Origin of the sequence: Amycolatopsis pretoriensis (assembly GCF_900107925.1) — a bacterium.
Taxonomy (GTDB): Bacteria; Actinomycetota; Actinomycetes; order Mycobacteriales; family Pseudonocardiaceae; genus Amycolatopsis; species Amycolatopsis pretoriensis.
Window position 1 is genome coordinate 174,456 of the sequence record NZ_FNUJ01000004.1, and the last position, 22,800, is coordinate 197,255.

Annotated in this window: 24 protein-coding genes, 1 tRNA gene and 1 pseudogene; 13 read left to right on the forward strand and 13 right to left on the reverse strand. The window is 68.4% G+C overall.

The features are described 5' to 3' along the window. Nucleotides 1–62 precede the first annotated feature (62 nt). Nucleotides 63–1,460: an MFS transporter gene (locus BLV96_RS18265; protein ID WP_086671050.1), complete on the forward strand. Its 1,398-nt coding sequence runs from the start codon at nt 63–65 to the stop codon at nt 1,458–1,460. Here BLV96_RS18265 and BLV96_RS18270 read toward each other — a convergent pair. The 5 genes from BLV96_RS18270 to mug all read right to left on the reverse strand — a co-directional run bounded on the left by BLV96_RS18270 (nt 1,432) and on the right by mug (nt 5,858). Continuing rightward, on the reverse strand, nt 1,432–1,725 hold the full coding sequence (locus BLV96_RS18270; protein WP_086671051.1) for a GlsB/YeaQ/YmgE family stress response membrane protein: 294 nt from the start codon (nt 1,723–1,725) through the stop codon (nt 1,432–1,434). The genes BLV96_RS18265 and BLV96_RS18270 overlap by 29 nt on opposite strands. A gap of 148 nt (nt 1,726–1,873) precedes the next feature. Further along, nucleotides 1,874–2,149 (reverse strand): GlsB/YeaQ/YmgE family stress response membrane protein, encoded by a 276-nt coding sequence (locus tag BLV96_RS18275; RefSeq protein WP_086671054.1) that lies wholly within the window; start codon nt 2,147–2,149, stop codon nt 1,874–1,876. Between the two features lie 134 nt (nt 2,150–2,283). Beyond that, complete coding sequence (locus BLV96_RS18280; protein WP_086671056.1) at nt 2,284–4,119, reverse strand: acyl-CoA dehydrogenase; 1,836 nt, start codon at nt 4,117–4,119, stop codon at nt 2,284–2,286. 139 nt (nt 4,120–4,258) lie between these two features. Then, complete coding sequence (locus BLV96_RS18285; RefSeq protein WP_086671059.1) at nt 4,259–5,044, reverse strand: response regulator transcription factor; 786 nt, start codon at nt 5,042–5,044, stop codon at nt 4,259–4,261. A gap of 259 nt (nt 5,045–5,303) precedes the next feature. Then, nucleotides 5,304–5,858 (reverse strand): G/U mismatch-specific DNA glycosylase, encoded by a 555-nt coding sequence (mug, locus tag BLV96_RS18290; RefSeq protein WP_425266183.1) that lies wholly within the window; start codon nt 5,856–5,858, stop codon nt 5,304–5,306. A gap of 156 nt (nt 5,859–6,014) precedes the next feature. Between mug and BLV96_RS49895 the strand changes: the two genes are divergently transcribed. After that, nucleotides 6,015–6,191, forward strand: coding sequence for a hypothetical protein (locus tag BLV96_RS49895; RefSeq protein ID WP_167379644.1), 177 nt, complete (start codon nt 6,015–6,017; stop codon nt 6,189–6,191). Here BLV96_RS49895 and BLV96_RS18295 read toward each other — a convergent pair. Next, complete coding sequence (locus BLV96_RS18295) at nt 6,132–6,758, reverse strand: VanZ family protein (RefSeq protein ID WP_086671063.1); 627 nt, start codon at nt 6,756–6,758, stop codon at nt 6,132–6,134. The two genes, BLV96_RS49895 and BLV96_RS18295, sit on opposite strands and share 60 nt — an antisense overlap. A gap of 289 nt (nt 6,759–7,047) precedes the next feature. Here BLV96_RS18295 and BLV96_RS18300 point away from each other — a divergent pair, with 289 nt between their 5' ends. The 5 genes from BLV96_RS18300 (at nt 7,048) to BLV96_RS18320 (ending at nt 11,662) form a co-directional block, all read left to right on the forward strand. Next, nucleotides 7,048–7,524 (forward strand): GNAT family N-acetyltransferase, encoded by a 477-nt coding sequence (locus tag BLV96_RS18300; protein ID WP_086671065.1) that lies wholly within the window; start codon nt 7,048–7,050, stop codon nt 7,522–7,524. 54 nt (nt 7,525–7,578) lie between these two features. After that, nucleotides 7,579–8,658 carry a Gfo/Idh/MocA family protein gene (locus tag BLV96_RS18305; RefSeq protein ID WP_086671067.1) on the forward strand — a complete coding sequence of 360 codons (1,080 nt, stop codon included), beginning with the start codon at nt 7,579–7,581 and terminating at the stop codon, nt 8,656–8,658. Nucleotides 8,659–8,709: 51 nt separating this feature from the next. Continuing rightward, nucleotides 8,710–9,489: an alpha/beta fold hydrolase gene (locus BLV96_RS18310; protein WP_086671069.1), complete on the forward strand. Its 780-nt coding sequence runs from the start codon at nt 8,710–8,712 to the stop codon at nt 9,487–9,489. A gap of 113 nt (nt 9,490–9,602) precedes the next feature. After that, nucleotides 9,603–11,297, forward strand: a complete 1,695-nt coding sequence (locus tag BLV96_RS18315; RefSeq protein WP_086671071.1) for a bifunctional metallophosphatase/5'-nucleotidase — start codon at nt 9,603–9,605, stop codon at nt 11,295–11,297. A gap of 38 nt (nt 11,298–11,335) precedes the next feature. Continuing rightward, entirely contained in the window at nt 11,336–11,662 is a 327-nt protein-coding gene (locus BLV96_RS18320; RefSeq protein WP_086671073.1) for an MmcQ/YjbR family DNA-binding protein, read from the forward strand. Here the strand turns inward: BLV96_RS18320 and BLV96_RS18325 are convergent. After that, complete coding sequence (locus tag BLV96_RS18325) at nt 11,652–12,188, reverse strand: GNAT family N-acetyltransferase (RefSeq protein WP_086671074.1); 537 nt, start codon at nt 12,186–12,188, stop codon at nt 11,652–11,654. The two genes, BLV96_RS18320 and BLV96_RS18325, sit on opposite strands and share 11 nt — an antisense overlap. An 8-nt stretch (nt 12,189–12,196) precedes the next feature. After that, a complete protein-coding gene (locus tag BLV96_RS18330) occupies nt 12,197–12,574 on the reverse strand; it encodes a nitroreductase family deazaflavin-dependent oxidoreductase (protein ID WP_167379645.1) in 378 nt (125 codons plus the stop codon). A gap of 88 nt (nt 12,575–12,662) precedes the next feature. Between BLV96_RS18330 and BLV96_RS18335 the strand changes: the two genes are divergently transcribed. Continuing rightward, nucleotides 12,663–13,313, forward strand: a complete 651-nt coding sequence (locus BLV96_RS18335; RefSeq protein WP_086671076.1) for a hypothetical protein — start codon at nt 12,663–12,665, stop codon at nt 13,311–13,313. 153 nt (nt 13,314–13,466) lie between these two features. Here the strand turns inward: BLV96_RS18335 and BLV96_RS50725 are convergent. Both BLV96_RS50725 and BLV96_RS50730 read right to left on the reverse strand, forming a co-directional pair. Then, nucleotides 13,467–13,697: pseudogene (locus tag BLV96_RS50725) on the reverse strand (cytochrome P450); the annotation flags it as partial. Between the two features lie 153 nt (nt 13,698–13,850). Next, entirely contained in the window at nt 13,851–14,126 is a 276-nt protein-coding gene (locus BLV96_RS50730; protein WP_244180302.1) for a cytochrome P450, read from the reverse strand. A 397-nt stretch (nt 14,127–14,523) separates the two neighbouring features. On the opposite strand from BLV96_RS50730, the gene BLV96_RS18345 reads away from it, so the two are divergent. Together BLV96_RS18345 and BLV96_RS18350 are read left to right on the forward strand one after the other, a co-directional pair. Then, a complete protein-coding gene (locus tag BLV96_RS18345) occupies nt 14,524–14,874 on the forward strand; it encodes a YciI family protein (protein ID WP_086671078.1) in 351 nt (116 codons plus the stop codon). Continuing rightward, nucleotides 14,871–16,067, forward strand: coding sequence for an RNA polymerase sigma factor (locus BLV96_RS18350; protein WP_086671079.1), 1,197 nt, complete (start codon nt 14,871–14,873; stop codon nt 16,065–16,067). Before BLV96_RS18345 ends, BLV96_RS18350 begins: the two co-directional genes overlap by 4 nt. Before the next feature lie 3 nt (nt 16,068–16,070). Here BLV96_RS18350 and BLV96_RS18355 read toward each other — a convergent pair whose 3' ends face one another. Continuing rightward, nucleotides 16,071–18,884 (reverse strand): COR domain-containing protein, encoded by a 2,814-nt coding sequence (locus BLV96_RS18355; protein ID WP_086671081.1) that lies wholly within the window; start codon nt 18,882–18,884, stop codon nt 16,071–16,073. Between the two features lie 126 nt (nt 18,885–19,010). Continuing rightward, a tRNA-Gly gene (locus BLV96_RS18360) sits at nt 19,011–19,084 on the reverse strand. Nucleotides 19,085–19,194: 110 nt separating this feature from the next. Between BLV96_RS18360 and BLV96_RS18365 the strand changes: the two genes are divergently transcribed. Together BLV96_RS18365 and dcd are read left to right on the forward strand one after the other, a co-directional pair. Next, on the forward strand, nt 19,195–20,388 hold the full coding sequence (locus BLV96_RS18365) for an oxygenase MpaB family protein (RefSeq protein WP_086671084.1): 1,194 nt from the start codon (nt 19,195–19,197) through the stop codon (nt 20,386–20,388). A gap of 47 nt (nt 20,389–20,435) precedes the next feature. Continuing rightward, the gene (gene dcd / locus BLV96_RS18370) at nt 20,436–21,017 is read left to right on the forward strand and encodes a dCTP deaminase (RefSeq protein ID WP_086671086.1); all 582 of its coding nucleotides are present in this window, start codon (nt 20,436–20,438) and stop codon (nt 21,015–21,017) included. On the opposite strand, the gene BLV96_RS18375 is transcribed toward dcd, so the two are convergent. Further along, on the reverse strand, nt 21,014–22,210 hold the full coding sequence (locus BLV96_RS18375) for an FAD-dependent oxidoreductase (RefSeq protein WP_086671088.1): 1,197 nt from the start codon (nt 22,208–22,210) through the stop codon (nt 21,014–21,016). The genes dcd and BLV96_RS18375 overlap by 4 nt on opposite strands. 73 nt (nt 22,211–22,283) lie before the next feature. Here BLV96_RS18375 and BLV96_RS18380 point away from each other — a divergent pair, with 73 nt between their 5' ends. Continuing rightward, nucleotides 22,284–22,754: a MarR family winged helix-turn-helix transcriptional regulator gene (locus BLV96_RS18380; RefSeq protein ID WP_086671090.1), complete on the forward strand. Its 471-nt coding sequence runs from the start codon at nt 22,284–22,286 to the stop codon at nt 22,752–22,754. The last annotated feature ends 46 nt before the right edge of the window (nt 22,755–22,800 follow it).

The following is a 22,800-nucleotide window of genomic DNA, read 5'->3' on the forward strand; positions in this document are numbered from 1 at the left end:
TGGCAGTACCAGCATCGCCAGGCTCTCTCCGGAAACAACCGCGGAACCCCAAGGTCGGAGCCATGACTCTGACCACCCCTGCCCCGGCCACCGACCGGGCCGCCCGGCCGGACCGGCGGCCGTGGTTCATGCTGGCCGTCCTGCTGCTCGGCCAGTTCATGGCGCTGCTCGACGTCACCGTCGTGAACGTCGCCATGACCGACATCCGCACCGATCTGCACGCGTCCGGCGCCGCGCTGCAGCTCGTCGTTTCCGGCTACACCGTGGGCTACGCGATGCTGCTCATCACCGGCGCCCGCCTCGGCGAGCTCTACGGCCGGCGACGGCTGTTCGTCACCGGCACGATCGCCTTCACCGTCTGCTCCGCGCTCTGCGGCCTGGCGCCGGACGACAAGTTCCTCATCGCCGCGCGGATCGCCCAGGGCGCCGGCGCCGCGCTGATGATGCCGCAGGTCATCAGCCTGATCCAGGCGCAGTTCACCGGCGCCGCGCGGGCCAAGGCGCTCAGCGCGTACACCGCGGTCATCTCGGTCGCGTTCGTGGCCGGTCAGGTGCTCGGCGGCGTGCTCGTCGGCGCGGACCTGTTCGGGACGGGCTGGCGGCCGATCTTCCTGGTCAACGTGCCGCTCGGCGTGGTCGTGGCCGTCCTCGCCGCCAAGCTGGTGCCCGGTGGCGTGGCGAAGGCCGGCCGTCGCCTCGACCTCGCCGGGCTCGCGATCGCCGTGCCGGCGGTGGTGCTCGTCGTGCTGCCGCTGGTGCTCGGGCACGAGACCGGCTGGCCCGCCTGGACGTTCGTCTCGATCGCGGTGGGCGCGCTGCTGGCCGTGCTGTTCGTGGTCGTCGAACGCCGGGTGGCCGACCCGCTCGTCGACCTCGCCGTCCTCAGGATCCGCGGGGTCACCCCGGGCCTGGCGACGCTCGCGGCCGGCGTCGCGTCCTACGGCGGGTTCCTCTTCTGCGTCTCGCTGCACCTGCAGACGGGCCTCGGCAAGACGGCGATGGCCGCCGGGCTGGCGATGGCGCCGGGTGGCGTCGTCTTCGGCCTGTGCGGGTTCTTCTGGAACCGGCTGCCGAAGCGGGTGCACGCCTGGCTGACCCCGTGCGGGTACGTGGGATCCGCTGCCGCCTACGCGCTGCTCGGGCTGGGCCGGGACGGCGGGACGCTGTTCTTCGTGGCCCTGCTGCTGTTCGGGCTGTCGATGGGACCCGCGTTCGGCTCCCTGATGGTGAACGCGCTGACGCACGTCCCGCTCGAGCGCGCGGCGGACGTCAGCGGCCTGCTGACCACCACGCTGCAGCTGGGTCAGGTCGTCGGCGTGGCCACGTTCGGCAGCCTGTTCCTGACCCTGGCCGTGACGTCGTCCGCGACCGCGTTGACCACGGCGATGACCTGCGCCGCCGCGCTGCTGCTCGTCGGCGCAGGCCTGTCGCTCAAGCGCTGGTGCGGTGGCCGCCCTTGACCCGGGCGTAGATCGCCGAAGCCGCGATGACGCCGACGACGGCGGCCACGATCTGGAAGATGTGCCGGATCCAGTCGATGCCGGAGGTGTCGCGGACGCCGAACACCCCGGCGAGCCAGTTGCCGATGAACGCGGCCACGATGCCGACGACGATCGTCAGCCAGATGGGGATCTTCTGGTCGCCGGGCGCGAACAGCCGGCCCAGCACGCCCAGGATCAGGCCCACGATGATGGTCGAGATGATGCCCCAAAGTCCGCCGAGCACAGCTGCCTCCTCGGATAGCGCAATAAGCGCCACGGTGGCACCGATCCCGCCGTCCCGCGCGCGCTGACCCCCGATGAGGTGACACGAAAAGACCCGGCCCGGTCCGCCCCCGACAGCGGACCGGACCGGGCCGGGTCTTTCGCAAGTACTACCTGGTTACGCCCCGGCGCCCGTACGCGCCGGCGGCGATGCTCACGCCGATGGCGGCGAGCACGACCTGGGTCAGGATCTCCAGCCAGTCGATGCCGTTCGTGTCGGCGTAGCCGAGGCCGCGCGCGATGGCCGTGCCGATGAAGGCGGCGATGATACCGATCACGATGGTCAGCCAGATCGGGATGCTCTGCTTGCCGGGTGCGACCAGCCGGCCCAGAACACCGATGATCAGCCCGACGATGAGTGCGCTGACGATGCCGGCGACAGTCATCACTTTCTCCTCTCAAGGATCCGCGAACCCGGCCACTCGGGTCCGTCGGACTCGGTGAGCGGAATGCCCCCGCCGCAGGACCCTGAAACACGAAACGGGCCCTCCTCACACGAGGAGAGCCCGTTTCGTGACCATCAGAACGCGGCTTCGTCGAGCTCCATCAGCGCGTTGTCGGCGGCCTCCACGATGGCGCGGCGGGCGGTCAGCTCCGGCAGCACCTGCTTCGCGAAGAACGACGCCACGGCGATCTTGCCCTCGTAGAACGGGACGTCCTTGGCGGTCGCGCCCGCGTCGAGCTTGCCGATGGCGACCTCGGCGTGCTTGAGCAGCTGCCAGCCGATGAGCAGGTCGCCGACCGACATCAGCAGGCGGACCGTGTGCTGGCCGACCTTGTTGATGTTCTGCGGGTCCTCCTGCGACGTCGTCAGGTAGCCGATCAGCGAGCCCAGCATGCCCTGGGTGTCCTCGAGGGCCTGCTTGAGCAGCCCGCGCTCGTTCTTGAGCCGGCCGTTGCCCGCCTCGGACTCGATGAACTTCGAGATCTCGCCGGCGACGAAGGCGAGGGACGCGCCCTTGTCGCGGACGATCTTGCGGAAGAAAAAGTCCAGCGACTGGATCGCCGTGGTGCCCTCGTAGAGGGAGTCGATCTTGGCGTCGCGGATGTACTGCTCGATCGGGTAGTCCTGCAGGAAGCCGGAACCGCCCAGCGTCTGCAGCGACTGCACGAGCTGCTCGGTGGCGCGCTCGGAGCCGACGCCCTTGACGATCGGCAGCAGCAGGTCGTTCACGCCGTGCGCGACCTTCTGGTCACCCTCGCCGGTCCACAGCTGGTCCTGGAAGGACGCCGTGTAGAGGTACACCGCGCGCAGGCCCTCGGCGTACGCCTTCTGGAGCATCAGCGAGCGGCGGACGTCCGGGTGGTGCGTGATGGTGACGCGCGGGGCGGCCTTGTTCAGCATGTTCGGCAGGTCGGCGCCCTGGACGCGCTCCTTGGCGTACTCGAGCGCGTTGAGGTAACCCGTCGACAGCGTCGCGATGGCCTTCGTGCCGACCATCATCCGGGCGTACTCGATGACCTGGAACATCTGCGCGATGCCGTCGTGGACCTCGCCGAGCAGCCAGCCCTTGGCCGGGGTGCCGTGCTGGCCGAAGGTCAGCTCGCACGTCGTCGAGGCCTTGATGCCCATCTTGTGCTCGACGTTCGTGACGTAGGCGCCGTTGCGCTCGCCCAGCTCGCCGGTCTTCGAGTCGAAGTGGAACTTCGGCACGAGGAACAGCGAGAGGCCCTTGGTGCCCGGCTTGGTCTCGATGCCGGGACCCTCGGGGCGCGCCAGCACGAGGTGCATGATGTTTTCGCTCATGTCGTGCTCGGCCGAGGTGATGAACCGCTTCACGCCGTCGATGTGCCAGGAGCCGTCCTCCTGCGGCACGGCCTTGGTGCGGCCCGCGCCGACGTCGGAACCGGCGTCCGGCTCGGTCAGCACCATCGTCGCGCCCCAGGCGCGGTCGATCATCAGCTGCGCCCAGTGCTTCTGCTCTTCGGTGCCGTTCTTGTCGACGATCATCGCGAAGTTCGGGCCCGCCATGTACATGAACAGCGGGGCGTTCGCGCCGAGGATCAGCTCGGAGGCGGCCCACTGCACGGTCGGGGGGAGGCCGAAGCCGCCGAGGTCGTTGGTCAGGCCGAGGCGCCACCACTCGCCCTCGATGAGCTGCTGGTAGCTCTTCTTGAACGACTCGGGGATCTTGACGCTGAAGGTCTTCGGGTCGTACACGGGCGGGTTGCGGTCGGCGTCGGCGAAGGACTCGGCGAGCGGGCCGGTCGCGAGCTTGTTCAGCTCGGCCAGCACCCCGCGGGCGGTCTCCTCGTCGGACTCGGCGAGCACACCCTTGCCCAGGCGCTCCTGCACGCCCAGGACCTCGAAGAGGTTGAACTCCAGGTCTCGGACGTTGCTCTTGTAGTGGCCCATGTCGTCACTCCAATGTGTTCGGCTCCCCGGCCGGGCACATGTTCGCCTTACTCGCCGGTAACTTCAGGATATTACCTGCGGGTAACTGGAGCAAGCAGATCCGCACTTCCGGGTAAGGAAATCCGGGTGGTATGAGGGGTCAGCGCTGGCCTGGGAGCGCCGTTGTGTCGGCAGTCACCGGCACGTGGCCGTCCTCCGCGCGGGCGACCAGTATCCCGCCGCGGAAGGCGATGGTGACGGCGTGCGTGCGGTCCCGCGCGGACAGCTTGCGCAGGATGCTCTTGACGTGGGTCCGCACCGTTTCGACGGACAGGAACAGCAGCTTCGCGATCGCCGAGTTCTCGAGACCCTCGGCGACCAGCTGGAGCACCTGGTACTCGCGCCGGGACAGCGGCATCCCGCCGCGCGGCGCGGGTGGGCTGTCGTGGGCGAGGTCGCCCTTGGGCACGGTCGACCGCTTCGGCCGGGCGGTGAGCGCGGCGAGCGCCGGATCGATGTACCGGCGCTCGGTGTGCGCGCGCCGGATCGCTTCGGCGAGCCGCCGTGAATCGATCGACCGCGGCACGATCGCGTGCGTGCCCGCGGCGATCGCGGCCGCGAGGTACTGCTGCGTGCGGTTCGCGTCCCGGATCAGCGTGACGAGGATCAGCGCCGGGTCGCCGGCGTTGAGCAGCTTCGTCAGGTGGCAGTTCGGGTCGAGCGCCGAATCGAGCACGACGACGTCCGGCTTGACCTGCTCACACAGCTGCAGCGCGGCGTGGTGGCTGGCCGCCTGGCCCGCCCAGTGCAGCCCCTGGCTGCGGTGGACGAGCGCGGCGAGGCCGTCGCGGAAGATCGGGACCGGATCGACGACCGCCACGCCGAGACTGCGCCCGCCGGGTCCGATCGGCCCGGTGGGCCTGCGGGTGGGCTCGATGCCGTGCATCGCGGGCCTCCGTCTCTGCGCCGTCGCTCCTGGGCGTCCGGTCCCCCCTGCCGGGACCGGCCAAAAGTGACTCCTCCTGCTTGATACGAGTCGCGATTGCGCAGCTCATGACGCCAATTACCCCTCATGGCCCAATCCGCCGGTCACAGCAAACTTTGAGTAGAAGACGATCTTGAAGGCGCGGTTCGGCTGGGCTGGAGCGGACCCGATGGGGCGGTTGGCGCTACTGAGGGTGGCTCGCTTCCTGGTCAACTCGTATTCAACGATTTCGACGGGTTTCGGATGCGGCCCGCAGCTCGGCGAACTCGGCGGCGAGCCCGGCCGGCGTCCAGTGCGCGTTGAGCCCGCTCGGGTTGGGCAGCACCCACACGCGGGTGTCGCCGATCCGGTGTTCTTGCCGCCCGACACCCGCCTTCGGAAAGCCGAAGGCGGTCCGGTAGGCGGTGATCCCGACGACGGCGAGCCACCGCGGCCGGTACTCCTCGACTTTGGCTTGGAGGAGCTTGCCGCCTTCGCGGAACTCGTCGGCGGTGAGCTCGTCGGCGCGGGCGGTGGTCCGCGCGACGACGTTGGTGATGCCGAGCTTGAGGTCGAGCAGCCGGTCTTGTTCTTCCGGTAGGTATCGCCTGGGCGTGAAGCCGCTTTGGTGCAGGGCGGGCCAGAAGCGGTTGCCGGGCCGGGCGAAGTGCTGCTTCAGCGCGCCGGAGTAGAGGCCGGGGTTGATGCCGCAGAAGAGGACGTCGAGACCGGGCGCGATGACGTCCGGGATGGTGGTGTTGTGCGCGGTGGCAAGCTGGTCCTTGGTGGGTCTCACGTGCCCAGTTTCCGGCATGCTCGGCGGGTGGTCCGGGGCTCGGGCACCAAGAGTTCACCGCCGATCGGACCTCCCCGGCCACCGGGGGTAGCGAATTCACCACGTACCTGCGTAACCTGTGTGATCTCCCGCACAGCGTCGTACCGAGGAGGATCCGTGCAGCTTCCGCTCATCCTCGGCCTCGTCGCGCTGGTCATCGCCATAGCCGCCCTCGTCGTCGTCCTCGAGGATCGCCGCGCCGTCAAGCGGGCCGCTCTGCAGCGGAAAGCCCGGTTAGCGCGTCTCGGCGAAGTGGACCCGCTCGCGCCGGGCCGGCTGCACGCCGATCGGTGAACGCAGGACCGTCAGCAGCAGTGCTCCGAACACCCAGCCGACCCCCGCGCCGGACGCGTTGTTCATGAGGTCGTCCACGTCGAAGATGCGGTAGGCGTACGGCGCCGTCCCGAAGTTGGCCGTGAGCTGCGTGATCTCGATCAGCAGCGAGGCCGTGAAGCCGATCAGGAGCGTCCCGATCAGGCCGCGGCGCCACAGCACCCGCGCGAACACCCCCAGCGGGACGAACAGCAGCACGTTCAGGCACGCCTGCTGGAACGTCTGCGTCGCGAACCACTGCGACCCGTGCTTGAGCATCTCCGTGTGGATGTCGGTGATCCACTGGAACGGGTGCAGCTGCACGGTCTGGCTCAGCCGGCGCGTGCCCGGCCCGGGCAGCGGCAGGAAGACGACCGCCAGGGTCATGCAGCCGTACAGCAGCACCGCGCCGGTCGTCGCGAGGCCGCGGACGCGCAGGCCGCCGTAGCGCGCGAGCTGCGTGATCAGCTGCGGCACCAGCACCACGGTCCACAGTGCCAGGAAGCCGATGAACCCGTACTGCAGGGCGGTGACCTGTGCGTTCGTCATGCCACCGACGTTATGGATCTTGCCGCGCGGGTACTTCGGTCGAAGAGCCCGATCCCATCGGCCACTCGGCCGACCGGTGCCGGGCCGATCGGTCAGTCGTCTTCGCGTTCCTCGGAGCGTTCGGATCGCCACGCGCTGAACACCGTGCCGCCGATCAGCAGCACGACGACGGCCAGCACCACGAGTACGACCTCGATGCCCATGCGTCCCCCACACGTCGTAGTGCCCGGCTCATCGCGCGCGCGTTAATGGCTGTTACCGGACCCCTCGCGCGTGCGAATCTGCGCGCATGGTCCACGTGCGACGGCTGACTCCCGACGACGCCCGCGTGCTGCGCGAGATCCGGCTCCGCGCCCTCACGGAGACGCCCGAGAACTTCGGCTCGCTCGCCGCCGTCGAACGCGCCAAGCCGGACGACGAGTGGCGAGACTGGCTTCGCGACCGAGCCTGGTTCGCGGCTTTCGACGACGAGGACGTCGCCGTCGCGCTCGTCTGCGGCTGGCCCGCCGAACGGGAGTGGCTCGTCTTCTCGATGTGGGTTGCGCCACAAGCGCGCGGCCGCGGGGTCGCCGTCCGGCTCATGGACGCCGTTCGCGAAGCGGCCGAAGAAGCCGGCGCGGAAGCGATCGGTCTGCACGTCTTCGAGGGGAACGACCGCGCGCGGCGCGTCTACGAACGACTCGGGTTCGTCCACACCGGCGAGTCCGAAGTCATAGCCGGAAAAGGCAGACGTAACCGGATGCGGCTTGCGCTCACCCGGGAATGACCACGACGCTCGGCACGTCGAAGTCTTGTGCAGGGCAACGAAAGGGAAACGCTCATGGCACCGGTCCGGGTCGGCATCGTCGGGCTCAGCGCGAACGGCGGCTGGGCCGCCACCGCGCACGTGCCCGCGCTGGCCGCGGTGGAGGGCTACGAGCTCCGCGCGCTCAGCGGGAGCAGCGCCGACTCGGCGCGGGTGGCCGGCGAGAAGTACGGCGTCCCGCTGACCTTCGGTGACGCCGCCGAGCTGGCCGCGCACCCGGAGGTCGACCTGGTCGTCGTCGCCGTGAAGGTGTCCGAGCACCGGGCGCTGATCGAACCCGCGCTGGCCGCGGGCAAGCAGGTGCTCAGCGAGTGGCCGCTCGGCGCGAGCCTCGCCGACACCGAGGCGCTGGTCGAAGCCGCTCGCGGCAAGCAGACCGCGGTGGGCCTGCAGGGCCGGTCCGCGCCCGCGCTGCGCTACCTGCGCGACCTCATCAAGGACGGCTACGTCGGCCGCGTGCTCTCGACGTCGCTGATCGGTTCGGGCGGCAACTGGGGGCCGTCGGTCCGCGCTGGGCGCGACTACCAGCTGCACCCCGAAGGCGGGGCGACCATGCTGACGATCCCCTTCGCGCACACCGTCGACGCCTTCGACATGGTGCTCGGCCGCTTCGCCGAGCTGTCGGCGACGATGGCGACCGTCCGGTCGCGCGTGCGTGACGAGGTCACCGGTGACTCGGTCCCGATGACCGCGCCGGACCAGATCGCCGTCAACGGCGTGCTGAACGGCGGAGCGGTCGCTTCCCTGCACCTGCGCGGCGGGTCGTCGCCCGCCACGGACTTCCACTGGGAGATCAACGGCACCGAGGGCACCCTGGTCGTCACCGCCGCGGACCCGCTGTTCTGGATCGCGAAGCTGACCTTGCGCGGCAGCCGGACCGGCACGCTCGAGAAGCTCACCGTGCCCGCCCGGTACGAGCTCCCGCAGCTGGCCGGGCGCAGCGCCGAGCCGTCGTACAACGTCGCGCACGCGTACGCGCGGCACCTCAAGGGTGACCTGCCGGACTTCGCGCACGCCCTGCGCGTGCACCGCGTTCTCGACGCCGTCCAGCGGTCGGCCGACACGGGGACCCGGCTTCACCCGGACGCAGAGTAACTGTTACCGGCGGTTGTAGATTTTCGCCCGGCGCGGACCTACTCTCGGGTAATGGACGACGTTGTCTTCGACCGCGCGGGCCGGGGCGAGCCGCTGGTGCTGATCCACGGCATCGGGCACCGCCGGCAAGCGTGGGCGCCGGTGTTCCCGCTGCTCACGCCGCATCGCGACGTCATCGCCGTGGACCTGCCGGGCTTCGGCGAGTCGCCCGAACCGTCGGGCGGATACGGCGTCGAGCCGGCGCTCGTGATGTTCAAGGAGCTGTTCACCGAGCTGGGTCTCGACCGGCCGCACGTCGCCGGCAACTCGCTCGGCGGCCTGCTGTCGCTCGCGCTCGGGCAGGCCGGGCTCGTCCGCAGCGTCACGGCGTTGTCGCCGGCCGGGCTGTGGAACCGCACGCAGAAGATGTACGCGATCGCCACGCTCAAAGCCCACCGCGCGCTCGCGCAACGCACGCCACCGCACGTCGTGCGCCGGATCGCCGCGACCCCGGCCGGGCGCAAGGCGCTGACCGGGATGATCGTCGGGAGGCCGGCGCTGCTGACCCCGGACGACGTCGTCGCGGACGCCCACGCGCTCGCGACCGCGCCCGGCTTCGAGCCGACGGCCGCGCAGTCACGCGGCGACTTCCGCTTCACCGGCCCGGTCACCGGCGTCCCGGTGACGATCGCGTGGGCCCAGCACGACCGGATCCTGGCCCGCCCCCGCGTCGCCGACCTGCGGAAGGTCGCTCCGAACGGGACGTTCCGGCTGTTGCCCGGCTGCGGGCACGTGCCGATGAACGACGACCCGGCGCTCGTCGCCGACGTGCTGCTCGCAGGAAGCCGTTAGGTGACATTCGCTTTACGTCCGTCTTTTGACCCTGGTAGGTGACTGCTCCGCGAGGCAGAATCCTCCGCCGTGCGCCCGTTGGGGACCTTGGGCGCGAATCGGAGGAAACACGCATGAGGCTTTCAACCCGGCTCGCGGTGCTCGCCGCGGCCGCGCTGGCGACGACCGCGGTGACCACCGCGCCCGCGTCCGCGGGCCAGCGCCCGGACCCCACCACCGACGTCCGGATCATCGGGTTCAACGACCTGCACGGAAACCTGGAGCCGCCGACCGGTTCCAGCGGCCGCGTCACGCAGTCCGACGGGACCACTGTGGACGCCGGCGGCGCCGCTTACCTGGCGACGCACGTGAAGCAGCTTCGCGCGCAGGTGCGCAACTCGTTCGTCGTCTCCGCCGGTGACAACGTCGGCGCGTCGCCGCTGACCTCGGCGCTGTTCCACGACGAGCCGACCATCGACTTCCTGAACATGCTGGGCGTCAACGGCTCCGTCGTCGGCAACCACGAGTTCGACGAGGGCTACAAGGAACTGCAGCGCATGCAGTTCGGCGGCTGCCACCCGACGGACGGTTGCCAGTTCGACAAGACGTTCAAGGGTGCGAACTTCCCGTTCCTCGGGTCCAATGTGTACTTCACCAACGGCCTGCCCGCGTTGTTGCCGTTCACCGTCAAGTTCGAGGGTGGCGTGCCGGTCGGCGTCATCGGCGCCACGCTGAAGGACCTGCCGTCGGTCGTCACGCCGGAGGCGATCAAGGGCCTCAAGTTCGGCGACGAGGTCGAAGCGATCAACCGCACCGCGAACCTGCTCGACTTCTTCGGCGTCAAGTCCCAGATCGTGCTGCTGCACCAGGGTGACAGCACCGAGCTCGAAGGCCCGAACGACTGCAAGGTGCTGCCGGGCCCGGCCACCGCGATCGCGAAGGCGGTGACCCCGAAGGTCGACGCGATCTTCACCGGGCACAGCCACCAGCAGTACAACTGCGTGATCAACGACCCGGCCGGCCAGCCGCGCACGGTGATCCAGGGCTCGTCGTTCGGCCGGCTGCTGTCGGTCGTCGACCTCAAGATCAGCCTGAAGACGCGCGACGTCGTGCGGTCGCAGACGAAGGCGTTCAACGAGATCGTGACGCGGACGGTCACGCCGGACCCGGCGGTGGCGGCGCTCGTCGCCGACGCCGTCGCGAAGTCCGGCCCGATCGCGAACAAGCAGGTCGGCACCATCACCGCGGACCTGCCGGCGGCGGGCAACGCGGCCGGCGAGTCGCCGCTCGGCGACGTCATCGCCGACGCGCAGCTCGCGGGCACGCAGTCGAACAACGCGGTCATCGCGATGACCAACCCGGGCGGCATCCGCGCCGACCTGACGTACGCGTCGTCGCCGGCCGGTGAAGGCGACGGCGTGGTCACCTACGGCGAAGCGTTCAAGGTCCAGCCGTTCTCGAACATCATGCAGACGATCACGCTGACCGGCGCGAACCTGAAGAACGTGCTGGAGCAGCAGTGGGCGCCGGGTGTGAACCCGAAGTTCCTGCAGATCTCGAGCTCGCTGCACTACAGCTACTCGGCGTCCGCGCCGCAGGGCTCGCGGGTCTCGAACATCATGGTGAACGGCACGCCGGTCGACCCGGCGGCGACGTTCCGCGTGTCGGTGAACAACTTCCTCGCCGCCGGCGGGGACGGCTTCACCGAGTTCACCAAGGGCACGAACCTGGCCGGCGGACCGGTGGACCTGGACGCGCTCGTCGCGTACCTGGGCACCCACCCGAACCAGGCCCCGCCCGCGGCGGACCGGATCACCCGCCTGCCGTAGTTCCCGTTTTTGCAAGACGCCGGGTCGACAATGGATCCATGACGACCTGGGAAGACGTCGTACGCCTGGCCTCGGGACTCCCCGAGGTCGAGGCGTCGACCTGGTACCGCACGCCCGCGCTGAAGGTGGCGGGCAAGGGGTTCGCGCGGCTGCGCACCGAGGCCGAGGGCGGCCTGGTCGTGATGTGCGGGCTCGACGAGAAGGCCGCGTTGCTGGACTCCGGCGACGCGGCCTTCTTCACGACCCCGCACTACGACGGGCACGGCTCGATCATCGTCGACCTGGCTCGCGTGGAGATCGATCAGCTGCGCGAGCTGCTCGAAGAGGCGTGGCGGCGGAAGGCGCCGCCCCGGCTCACCAGGTGAGTTCGCCCTTGAGCATGCTCATCAGGATCATGTCGTGGCGCTCGCCGTTCTCGCCGACGAAGGACTCGCGGTGCCGGCCCTCTTCCACGAACCCGATCTTGCGGTAGACGTGCCGGGCGACCTCGTTTTCGGCGACGACCCAGAGCGACACCTGGTGCAGGCGCATGTTGTTGAAGCCGTAGCGGCACATCAGGCGCAGCGCTTCGGTGCCGTAGCCGCCGCCCGCGCGATACTCGGCGTCGCCGATGTAGACGTCCAGGTAGGCCTCGCCGACCTCGGGCTCGGCGTCGCGCAGGTCGATGACGCCGATGAGCTTCCGCTCGGCTTTGGCCTCGATGCCGAGGACGACCTTTTCGTACGTGTTGACCGCTCGCTCCTCGCAGCGCTTGCGCACCTGGGCCAGCGAAAGCGGGTGGTCGTTCTCCATCCAGCGGCCGACCTCGGGGTCGGTGACGAACGCGTGGATCCGCTCGGCGTCCTCCGGTTCGAGCGCACGCAGCCGGACGAGCTCCCCCTCGAGCAGCATTTCTCCCCCTAGTCCCGCTTCAGCAGCAGGAAGTCGTGGACGTTCAGCAGGCCGAGGAACTGGCGCACGGGCGTCGGCATCGCTCGGCGTGATTCATCATGCACGAGCTCGGGCGAGTGCACGCGGTAATTTCTCCGCTGGGTGATGATGGTGCAACTCTCCGCGGCCATGACGTTCTTCACCCAGTCGGTGTCCGGGCCGTAGGTGAGCGCGACGACGAAGCCGTCTCCGGTGCGGAAGACGTTCAGCGGCGTGCGGTACTCCTTGCCGGACTTTCGTCCTTTGTGGACGAGCAGGCCGAAGCCCGGCGCCCAGTTCACGAAGTACTTGTTGATCCGGTTGGTCACCACGCGGTTGAAGCGGGCGAGTCCCTTGGGCAGCACCATGAGGCCGATAATATCAACGTGCGATGAATTTATCGAACGGGTGACCCCGGCTCGTGGGGTGTGCCGCCGCGATGGTGGGATATGGCGCATGTCGACCGAATGGCCGCTGCGCCAGGACCCGGAAGGGCCGGTCATCATCGCACTGGCCCTGGTGAACGACCCGGACGCGCTGGGCTTCGTCGTGCTGGACGACGAGGACGACTGGTTCATCAGCGACGGCACCGAGCTGTCCGACGACGTGCTGGTCAACCGCGAGAGCTTCCGGAAGATGTCGCTGCGAGAGGCGGTGGAGCTGTTGCCGCAGCTGACCGCGCTCGCCGGCTTGCCGACGGGAATGGCCGCGGACTGGGACCCCGAGCGCCGCACGTGGCTGCTGTCGTCGGTGACCGGTTCCGACGACGAGGACGAGGACATCCGCCTGCTGAACCAGCGCCGCGCGGCGTGGAAGTTCGAAGGTTCGCCGGACGACGAGGCGCAGATCAGCACGGGTCTGACGGAGATCCCGACGGGCCCTGACGCCCCGTCCCGCGCGGTCCGCCAAGTGGTCCGCGAGCAGGACGGAACGTGGCTGTTCGTCGGCTTCGAGGTCCCCGAGGCGGAGGACTTCGAGGTCGAGGGGCTGGAACTGGAGCACGTCGCGGGGCTGTACCCGGACGTCCGCACGGTGCTGAAGGCCGCACCGGGCCAGGTGTACGACCGGGCGACGCCGGACGCCGAGTGGGAGCTCGTCGAGGGTTAGACCTCGACCGGCAGGTGGAAGGAGCCCACGCGTGATCGGGCTCGGCCACCAGCGGAGTTCCCGTTCCGGTGCAGCGAGCCGAGCGGCCGGCAGCCGGCGGAGCACGGTTTCGAAGGCGACGTCGGCCTGCAACCGGGCCAGCGCGGCGCCGATGCAGAGGTGCGGCCCGGCGCCGAACGCGAGGTGCCGACGGTCGGAGCCGCGTTGCCCCGACTGTAACGCGTCGGGCTTTTCGAATGCCGCGGGATCGCGGTTGGCGGCCAGCACCGAGACCAGGATCGGGTCGCCGGGCCGCATGAGCTGCCCGCCGATTTCGACGTCTTCGGTGGGAAACCGCCAGGTCGCGTTCTGCAGTGGCGAGTGCAGCCGAAGCGTCTCCTCGATGACGGCGGCGCGGTGGGCCGGTGTGTCAGCAGCGTGAGCGTGCCGGTCGAAATCAGCCCGACCGTCGTTTCGTGGCCGCCAATCACGATCGGGAAGGCAGTCGACGTCACCTCGTCCGCGGAGAGCGAGTCAGCCGCTTCGTGGGCGACGAGGTCAGCCCCGGCGTCGCACGCTTGGTTTTGACACCTCGGTGACCAGTAGTTCCGGCACGGCGGTGGCTTCACGGACCTTCGAGCCGTCGGTGTCGTCGGCCGAGTCGATGACGAGCGACCACTCGCGGACGTTCTCGCGGTACCGCCCAGGCACACCGAGCAGATCGCAGATGATCGCGATCGACAGCGGGCAGACGAGGTCGCCGTGCCGTGTGCCTCGATTCGCGCCGACCAGCTCGTCGGTCATCCGCTGGGCGCGCTCAGGCAGGTTCTCCATCCGGCGCGGACCGAACGCGCCGGCGCACGCTCGGCGCAACCGTGAGTCGTCGGGCGGATCGGTGTTGATCGCGTTCGACGCGAGCCCATACCGAGCGCTGCCACTCCTCGTTGTCGGCAAGGGAGCTCTTGACCAGGGCAGGGTGGTTGAGCGCCACCGCGTCGGCATATCGCGTGACCGGCCAAGCCCAGGTTCCGGTCGGGAAGGCGAGCCGGTGCGGCGGTCGTTCGCTAAGCCACGCGTACCCGGTCCGGACCGAACAGCGCGGGCTCTCCCATGCGTCCCACCCTGCCCGCGAAACTTTCCCGGCGACAAGTGTCCATGCCCGCGTTCGCCCGTTCGTCCTTACAGTGAGAGCCGGCGATCGGCGCCGGTCAGGATCTGCGAGGAGCCCCTCATGCCCAAGTACGCCGCGATCATCTACGCCACCGACATCGACCCGACCGCGCCCGAGGCCGCGGACATGATGAAGGACTACGACGAGTTCGGCGCGGGCGCGGCAGCGGTCATCCGCGGCGGCGCGGCGCTGTACCCGACCGCCACCGCCACGACGGTCCGCGTCACCGGCGGCAAGGGCGGCGACCTCGTCACCAGCGACGGCCCGTACGCCGAGACGAAGGAAGCCTTGACCGGCTTCTACCTGATCGAGTGCGCCGACCTCGACGAAGCCGTCAAGGTCGCCTCGCGCATCCCGGGCGCCTGGGACGGGGCGATCGAGGTCCGGCCGGTCGTCGACTTCGGCAAGTGACCCACGCCGGGGACGCGGTCGCGCGGCTGGTCCGGGACGAGGGCACCCGGGTACTGGCCACGCTGGTCCGCGTCACCGGCAGCGTCGACCTGGCCGAGGACGCGGTCCAGGACGCCGTCGTGCGCGCGCTCGAGACGTGGCCGCGCGACGGCGTCCCGGACAACCCGCGCGGCTGGCTCCTGGTGGCGGCCCGCCGCCGCGCGGTCGACGTCGTCCGCCGCGAAGCGAAGCGGCTCGGGAAGGAGGCGGACGCGATGCCCGCCTTCGACCCGTTCCCCGACCCGGTATCCGTCCGCGACGACCTGCTGCGGCTGGTCTTCACGTGCTGTCACCCGGCGTTGTCGCTGGACGCGCAGGTGGCGTTGGCGCTCCGGACACTGGGCGGCTTGTCGACGTTGGAGGTCGCGCGGGCGCTGCTGGTCCCCGAGGCGACGATGGCGAAGCGCCTTACACGGGCGAAGCAGAAGATCGCTACCGCGCACATCCCTTATCGCGTGCCTTCTTCGGAGGAGCTGCCGTCGCGGCTGGCCGGCGTGGCATCGACGGTGTACCTGATCTTCAACGAGGGCTACACGGGCCGCGAGTCGCTGCTGGTCGAGGGCGTCCGCCTGGCCCGTTTGCTGGCGTCGCTGATGCCGGACGAGCCGACGGCGCTGGGGTTGCTGGCGCTGGTGTTGCTGCAGGACGCCCGCCGCGCGGCCCGGTTCTCGTCGGGTGAACCGGTGTTGCTGGCCGACCAGGACCGGTCGGCGTGGGACTTCGCGCTGATCAAGGAGGGCGTCGAGCTGGTGGGCACGGGGTTGCGCCGCACCCCGTCGACGCCGAACGCGTACGTGGTCCAGGCGGCGATCGCGGCCTGCCACGACCTGTCACCGTCGTATTCGGAGACGAACTGGGACGCGGTGATTTCCTGGTACGACGTGCTGTTGTCGATCCAGGACACACCGGTGGTGCGCCTCAACCGCGCGGCGGCGGTGGCGGAACGGGATGGACCCGCGGCGGGGTTGGCTTTGGTGGACGCGTTGCCCGGGTTGGACGATTACCCGTGGTGGCACGCGTCGCGGGCGGAGTTGTTGCACCGCTTGGGTTCGCCGGCGGCGTTCGAGGCTTTGGAACGGGCGGTGGAAACGGGATTGCCCGGCCCGCACGCCACGCGGTTGCGGGCGCGGGTGAACTCGCCGTCCTCGCGTTGAGCGCTAGCGTTCATCGTCTTCCGAGCCGCCCGGCTTGGTGCTGAGGGCGTTCTTGATCCCGTCCAGCATGGTCTGCTCACCGATGCGCCCGCCGGACCGGAGCACGAACAGGCCCACCACGACGATGACCAGCAGTGCGGCGCCGGCGATCGCCAGCGCGGCTGCCGTGTCGAGCAGCAAGCTGACGCCTACGTACGTGGCTGCCACCAAGATCAGTGCGACGACCAGGAAACCGCCCAGCTTCAGCGAATTCCCCAGGGTCCAGGGCGCGGCTTCGGCCGCGGGCACGGGATCGGTGCCGCCGACCGAAAGAGTTCCGGCTGACTTGCTGGAAACCAACGCTCTGTTGGCCGACTCTTCGACCCCGCTCAAGAGTACGGAAATCGAGAACTCGTCCGTCAAACCCTCCGGGATCACGCTCGCCCGCCCCGCCTCTTCCAGCCTCAGCAGGTGGTCGTAGGGCACCCACACGTCCCCGTGGCCGGGAACGGGGACCAGTTCCGAGCCGGTCAGCCCCGGGATGGTCGCCTCGATCGCCCGCAGCTCGGCGCGGATCGCCGTCAAGAGCCCGCGGCGTCCCTTGTGCGGTCCGCCGACCAAGATGGCGAGAACACTGTCCTCGCGGTCCGCTTTGAGCAACGCGCGGTTCTGGTCCATGCGAAGAACGACGCCGGTGCGCCACACGGTGCCTTTGCTGACCAGCCGGTTCATGCGGACGATCAGGCGGCTCATCACGCTGAGAGGCAGCACTTCATACCTGATCGAAAACCGGAGCGTGTCGGCCCAATCGCCGGTGTCCGGTTCTTCCTTGGTGAGGAGATCGGGAACCAGGAACCTGCCTTCCGACTCGAAGCACAACTCGAACTTCTTCATCATCTCGACGATGAAGATCCGTGAACTCGGCGGGTACTCGTCGCCGGAGAGGATCGTGTCGATGTTCCGCCACTCGAGCAGGCCTTTCAGCTGGCCGGCGAGGTTCGAGTTCAGTATCCGGTAAACGCCGCCGGTCACCCATCTCGGACTCAGGATGTTGGTGTCGCGGAGGCGGGGGTCATCGCGAAAGCACAAAACCGTTCCCAGGTCGTGCAGGAAGCCGATCAGCAGCTCGCGTGATTGAGCTGTCGTGATGCCGAAACGGCCGCATGTCGCTTCGTATTCGTTGTACGGCAGGTAGGCTGCCTCGAGCTGTTCGAGGTACTCCTTCACCCGGAAGAAAGAAACCGGAAGCAGGTCCCAGACGTGCGGGAGATCGTCGACGGTGTCCACGATCACGTCGGCGAGCTCTCTGATGCCGGCGACTTCGGCGCACGAGGTTTCGCAGATCGCGACGATGTTGGGGTATTTGATCCGGAGTCCGCGTCGGTCGATGTCGAGGTTGATCCCCTCGCACTTGTTGCCGACGATGATGACCGGGGAGCCGGCGGAGAAGCCCTGGATGATCTTCAGCCAGTACTCCACGCGGTTCTGGTCCTCGCTTTGCCGGGCGTCCAGCACGAGCAGGTAGACGCTGCGTTTCGTCAAGAAGAACTGGTGCGTGGCGTGCATGATCTCCTGGCCGCCGAAGTCCCACGCGTTGACGGTGACTGCGCTGTCCCCGGCCGTTGCCGGCTGCCAGCGGGTGATCTCGATGCCCTCGGTCTTGCGCTCGTCCGAGTCGAACTGGTCGGACACCAGCCGCCTGATCAGCGAAGTCTTCCCCACCGAGCCTTCTCCGACCACGAGCAGCTTGGCCTCGCCGAGTGGTCGTGCGTCGGAGGAGTCCTGGGAGTAGCTCCAGATCGCCGTCGGCGACAGGTACAGGTCGATGATCTCGGGTGGGACGGGGAGGGGGTTGCCGCCGAGGCACAGTGCTTTGAGGGTGGCCGGGAGGGGCGAGGTCGTCGGCAGGGTGTCGATCAGGTTCGAGGCGAGGTCGATGACCTCGATCTCGTCTAATCCGAGGAGTCCGCGCGGAAATTCGGTGAGCAAATTTCCGGTGAATACAGCGCCTTTCAGGTTGCGCAGGTTTCGAATATTCTGAGGGATGTAGTCCAGATGGTTGTCCGCCAAGTCGATCCACTGCAAGTCGGGGCAAGATTCGAACAGCCATTCCGGAATTTGGTCAATTCCCTGGATGCCTGAGCTCACGCCGATGAGGAGGGACAACGATGATGGGAAATCGGGGTTGGCGTAGGGCCATCGACTCTCGGATTTGGGACGGGCATTCTTGGCCGGCAATGTTCCCTTAGTTCCGCTTGCGCTCAGGCTGAGTACCTTCAAGTTCGCAAGCTTTTGCAGGCGTGGAGGGATTTCGGTTAGTTCATTGGCCCAGAGTAGCAGGTATTCCAGTGATGGAGGAAGTGGAAATTCGCTGGTTCGCGCTTGCTCTTGTAGGCGGTTGTTAGCCAGGTGCAAGGCTCTCAATTTTTTCAATTGTCCCAGCTCGTGAGGCAAGGAGGTCAGCCTGCATCCGGCGGTCATGAGTACTTCAAGTTTCTCGAGCTGCCCGATCGACGAGGGTAATTCGTTGATAGGGTTGTTCGACAGGCTCAGTTCTTGCAGGTTTGAGAGCTTCAAGATTCTTGGGGGAAATCCGTTGAGGCCGCAGGCGTCAAGCTCCAAGGTGCGAAGCTTCGGAAATCTTTCGCTGATCAGATTGAACGGTATGTTGATATCATTCAGGCGTCGGAGGTGAATAGAGTCCAGCTCGTCAATCGAATTGAGGGCGTAGCGGAGTTCCGCCGCGGAGACGAGAAACTCGGACAGATTCAGTTTCCCGGTCTTCTTGGCTTGCTGCAGCGCAAGGTCGAGGGCTTCCGATGAAGAAGAGACCGTCATGGCACCTCCGGGCGACGGGTCACCTGTGCGTAGACCGAGGTCGGGCGAAGGTTGCGGAACGTTACAGGTCGCGGGGTGCGCAGTGGATAACGAAGAAGGCCCGAGGAGAATCCCTCGGGCCTTCTTTGGAGCGGATGACGGGAATCGAACCCGCGTATTCAGCTTGGGAAGCTGATGTTCTACCATTGAACTACATCCGCAGTGCGTCGCAAGCATACACGGCGCCGTGATCCCCATGTCCAGGCCCCTCCCTCCTTGACTCCTCCGCCTCAAGTGACAACACTTGTTGTCGACCTCGGAGGTGAGCGCCATGGATGAGCCCGAGCTGTTCCGTGAAGGTGGGTTTCGGCTGGCTCAGCGGCTGTTCATCGATGGGGACATCCGGGGTGACGAGCGGCAGGTCGCGCGCATCCGGGAGTTCGCTCAGGTTCAGGACCAGCGGGCTGATGACGTTGTCGCCTGGATGGCGCGGCAGCCCAAAGGCGTGGGGCGGAGGCTCTTCGAAGAGGCGCTGAAGACCGGCGCCACCGGCGAAGGGCCGCTCAAGGACTTCTTCGACGACGTCGATGCCAAGCCCTACTGGGTCGACGACGAGCGGCTCGAGCGCGGTGCCAAAGCCATCACGCGGGCCGGGTTGCTCGGGCTCTTCCCGCTGGGGGACATGTCGCTGATGGGCGGCTACCTCGCGTCGCGGGCCACGAAAGCCCTGGTCGGGACCGGGGAGATCGAATACCAGGCCACGCGGCGGCTCGTCGAGACCGCCACCTGGTGGATCGACGTCACCACCCCCGGCGCCCTCAAGCACGGTGGAAAGGGCTACGCCTCCGCCCTGCGGATCCGGCTCGTGCACGCCCACGTGCGCGCCGCCATGAATCGGCGGGACGACTGGGACTACGCCGCCTGGGATCGGCCCGTCAACCAGGTTCAGACCGCCGGGACCCTCCTCCTCTTTTCGCTCGTCTACGTCTTCGGTACTCAGTTGCTCGGCCTGCGCTACTCCGCGCGCGAACGCGGCGACATCCTGCACCTCTGGCGGTACATCGGCTGGCTCATGGGTGTCGACGACGAGTTGCTCCCCACCTCCGAAGAAGACGCCTGGCGCCTGCTCTGGCTGCTCGCCGCCACCGAATTCATCCCGGACGACGACTCGAAGCGGCTCGCGAAGGCGCTGATCGAGGCCAACGCCGCCGTCGGTGAGGGGCGCGGCGCTGTCGGGAAGGTGCTTTCGCACGTCTCCGTTGCCGTGCACTCGTCGATCAGCCGGCTCGTGCTCGGGAAGACCAACGCCGACTTCCTCGGGTTGCCGAACGATCCCGTCGCGCAGGCCGCGATCGTCGCCGTCGCCGGGGTCAACTTCGCCGCCGAGACCGTGCGGCGGCTCATCCCCGGGGCCACCGCGCTGCAGGAGCGGATCGGTGAGGCCGGGCGGCGCGGGTACGTGAAGCGGCTCGAGAAGATCTTCGCGCCCGATACCTCCTACGCGCAGCACATGCGGGTCGCCTGAACCAGGCGTTCTCAGGTGTTGCGTTAACACCGGATAGGCTGCCGGGCGTGCTGCTCAGTGACCGTGACCTCCGCAAAGAGCTCGACGCCGGCCGGCTCGGCATCGACCCCTTCGATGCCGGCATGGTCCAGCCGTCGAGCATCGACGTCCGGCTCGACCGGTTCTTCCGGGTCTTCGACAACAGCAAGTACACCCACATCGACCCGCAGCTGCAGCAGGACGAGCTGACCTCGCTCGTCGAGAAGGAGGGCGACGAGCCCTTCGTGCTGCACCCGGGCGAGTTCGTCCTCGGCTCGACGTTCGAGCTCGTCACCCTGGCCGACGACCTCGCCGGCCGCCTCGAGGGCAAGTCGTCGCTCGGGCGCCTCGGGCTGCTCACGCACTCGACCGCCGGCTTCATCGACCCGGGCTTCTCCGGGCACATCACCCTGGAACTGTCGAACGTCGCCAACCTGCCGATCACGCTCTGGCCCGGCATGAAGATCGGCCAGCTCTGCATCTTCCGGCTCTCCAGCTCGGCCGAGTTCCCGTACGGCTCGAGCGAGGCCGGGTCCCGCTACCAGGGGCAGCGCGGCCCGACCCCGAGCCGGGCGTACAAGAACTTCCACCGCGTCGACACCTGGCGCTAAACCGCCGCGATCTTCTCGTCCCAGTCGATGTGGTGGCTCCACATGAACTCGTTCGGGTCCTCGTCGAACGGCTTCGAGAACACCCGCTTGATGAAGAAGTCGCGGACGACGCGTCCGACCGGGCCGATCACCTTTTGCTCGCCGTTGCGCTTCCCGGCCGCGACCACGGCCTCGACGCGCTCGCGGCGGAGGCCCTCGTAGGTGGCGAGCGCGCGCTCGACGTCCGGTACGTCGCGCAGGCATTTGCCCAGCGTGACGGCGTCTTCGATGGCCATCGACGCGCCTTGGCCCGCCGCCGGTGACGTCGCGTGCGCCGCGTCGCCGATGATCACCATGCGGCCGCGGTGCCAGACCGGGACCGACGGGAAGTCGAACGTCGGCCACGCCGGGTAGACCTCGCGGGTCGCGCGGATGATCTCCGTCGCCGGCGTCCGGTCGGGGGCGACCAGGTGCAGCAGTTCGGCGCGCAGCTTCTCGCCGGCCAGGGTCGCCAGCTCGGACGCGGTCGGCTCGGACTTGCGCGCGGGGTTCGCGAACCACCAGACGCGGCCGTCCGGGCTGACGACGCGGCAGAAGAACACCCGCTTGCCGAACACCATGTTCAGCACGCCGGGTTCGTCCGGCAGGGACAGGCCTTCGGCGAACCCGCCGGTGTTGAGCAGCGGCACGTACCGCGGCGCCGGCGCGTCCGGGTCGATGATCGTGCGGACGCGTGAACGGAGTCCGTCGGCGCCGATCAGCAGGTCGCCGGTTTCGTGCGAGCCGTCCGCGAACTCGGCTCTGACCTGGCCGGACGTCTGGCTCGCGCCGATCAGGCGCTTGCCGTACTCGGCGTGGATTCCGCGCCGGGCGGCCTCGTCGCGCAGGGCGACGTAGAGGTCGGAGCGCAGGACGGTCTGGCTCACCGTGCCGTCCGGCAGCGTGCCGCCCAGGGGGAACTCGGCCAGCCGGGTGCCGTTGCCGAGCGCGATCGACATCCGGGGCGAGTCGAAACCCGTGCTCTTGACGACGTCCCTGAGCCCCAGCGGGAGCAGCGCGTCGAGGCCGTTCACCGCCAGCGTGAGGAACGCGCCGACGCCCTCGGCGCTCCGGTCGTACGCCTCGAACAACACCGGTTCGTGCCCGGCTTCGTGCAGGGCGATGGCCGTGATCGTGCCCGCGATGCCGCCCCCGATGATCAGCGCCTTGGTCATCTCGTTCGTCCCCTCGAATCTCTTAGAAACTAATTCGTTCTGTCGAACTAAAGAGTGGGCTAGGCTGGCGGCTGTGTCAAGCGAGCGAGCTCAGCTGGTCGAAGAAGTCCTGTTCAGGTCGCGGGAGCTGTCGACCGAGACGGTCATGTTCCACACCGCGATCGCCGAGACGCGCGGACTCTCGGCGGTCGACGCCAAGGTCCTGGACTACCTCGCGCGGTTCGGGCCGCAGACGCCGAAGGACCTGGCCCGGCTGTCCGGCCTGGCGCCGGCGTCGGTGACGGCGATGATCGACCGGCTGGAGCGCAAGGGCATCGTCGGGCGACGTCCGCACCCGGACGATCGCCGCCGCGTCTTCATCGAGCTGGACGAGCAGGCCATCGCGAGCGGCGTGCACCTGTGGGACAACCTGGTCAAGCGCATGTACGAGCTGTGCGACCGCTACACCGACGACGAGCTCCGCACGGTGATCGGGTTCGTCGAGGCGGCCACGGAGATCACCCACGAGTCGACGGCGAAGCTGACCGGCGCCACGGACGGGTGAGAATCGGCCCGTAAACCGCTCTTTCGTGCCAGGCTCCGAAAGGTCG

What these genes read in the sequence shown, in the direction of transcription:
- BLV96_RS18265 (WP_086671050.1), top strand. Translation starts at nt 63, where the DNA reads ATGACTCTGACCACCCCTGCCCCGGCCACCGACCGGGCCGCCCGGCCG.
- BLV96_RS18275 (WP_086671054.1), bottom strand. Translation starts at nt 2,149, where the DNA reads ATGACTGTCGCCGGCATCGTCAGCGCACTCATCGTCGGGCTGATCATC.
- BLV96_RS18280 (WP_086671056.1), bottom strand. Translation starts at nt 4,119, where the DNA reads ATGGGCCACTACAAGAGCAACGTCCGAGACCTGGAGTTCAACCTCTTC.
- BLV96_RS18285 (WP_086671059.1), bottom strand. Translation starts at nt 5,044, where the DNA reads ATGCACGGCATCGAGCCCACCCGCAGGCCCACCGGGCCGATCGGACCC.
- BLV96_RS18295 (WP_086671063.1), bottom strand. Translation starts at nt 6,758, where the DNA reads ATGACGAACGCACAGGTCACCGCCCTGCAGTACGGGTTCATCGGCTTC.
- BLV96_RS18300 (WP_086671065.1), top strand. Translation starts at nt 7,048, where the DNA reads ATGGTCCACGTGCGACGGCTGACTCCCGACGACGCCCGCGTGCTGCGC.
- BLV96_RS18305 (WP_086671067.1), top strand. Translation starts at nt 7,579, where the DNA reads ATGGCACCGGTCCGGGTCGGCATCGTCGGGCTCAGCGCGAACGGCGGC.
- BLV96_RS18310 (WP_086671069.1), top strand. Translation starts at nt 8,710, where the DNA reads ATGGACGACGTTGTCTTCGACCGCGCGGGCCGGGGCGAGCCGCTGGTG.
- BLV96_RS18315 (WP_086671071.1), top strand. Translation starts at nt 9,603, where the DNA reads ATGAGGCTTTCAACCCGGCTCGCGGTGCTCGCCGCGGCCGCGCTGGCG.
- BLV96_RS18320 (WP_086671073.1), top strand. Translation starts at nt 11,336, where the DNA reads ATGACGACCTGGGAAGACGTCGTACGCCTGGCCTCGGGACTCCCCGAG.
- BLV96_RS18325 (WP_086671074.1), bottom strand. Translation starts at nt 12,188, where the DNA reads ATGCTGCTCGAGGGGGAGCTCGTCCGGCTGCGTGCGCTCGAACCGGAG.
- BLV96_RS18330 (WP_167379645.1), bottom strand. Translation starts at nt 12,574, where the DNA reads ATGGTGCTGCCCAAGGGACTCGCCCGCTTCAACCGCGTGGTGACCAAC.
- BLV96_RS18335 (WP_086671076.1), top strand. Translation starts at nt 12,663, where the DNA reads ATGTCGACCGAATGGCCGCTGCGCCAGGACCCGGAAGGGCCGGTCATC.
- BLV96_RS50730 (WP_244180302.1), bottom strand. Translation starts at nt 14,126, where the DNA reads ATGGAGAACCTGCCTGAGCGCGCCCAGCGGATGACCGACGAGCTGGTC.
- BLV96_RS18345 (WP_086671078.1), top strand. Translation starts at nt 14,524, where the DNA reads ATGCCCAAGTACGCCGCGATCATCTACGCCACCGACATCGACCCGACC.
- BLV96_RS18355 (WP_086671081.1), bottom strand. Translation starts at nt 18,884, where the DNA reads ATGACGGTCTCTTCTTCATCGGAAGCCCTCGACCTTGCGCTGCAGCAA.
- BLV96_RS18365 (WP_086671084.1), top strand. Translation starts at nt 19,195, where the DNA reads ATGGATGAGCCCGAGCTGTTCCGTGAAGGTGGGTTTCGGCTGGCTCAG.
- BLV96_RS18375 (WP_086671088.1), bottom strand. Translation starts at nt 22,210, where the DNA reads ATGACCAAGGCGCTGATCATCGGGGGCGGCATCGCGGGCACGATCACG.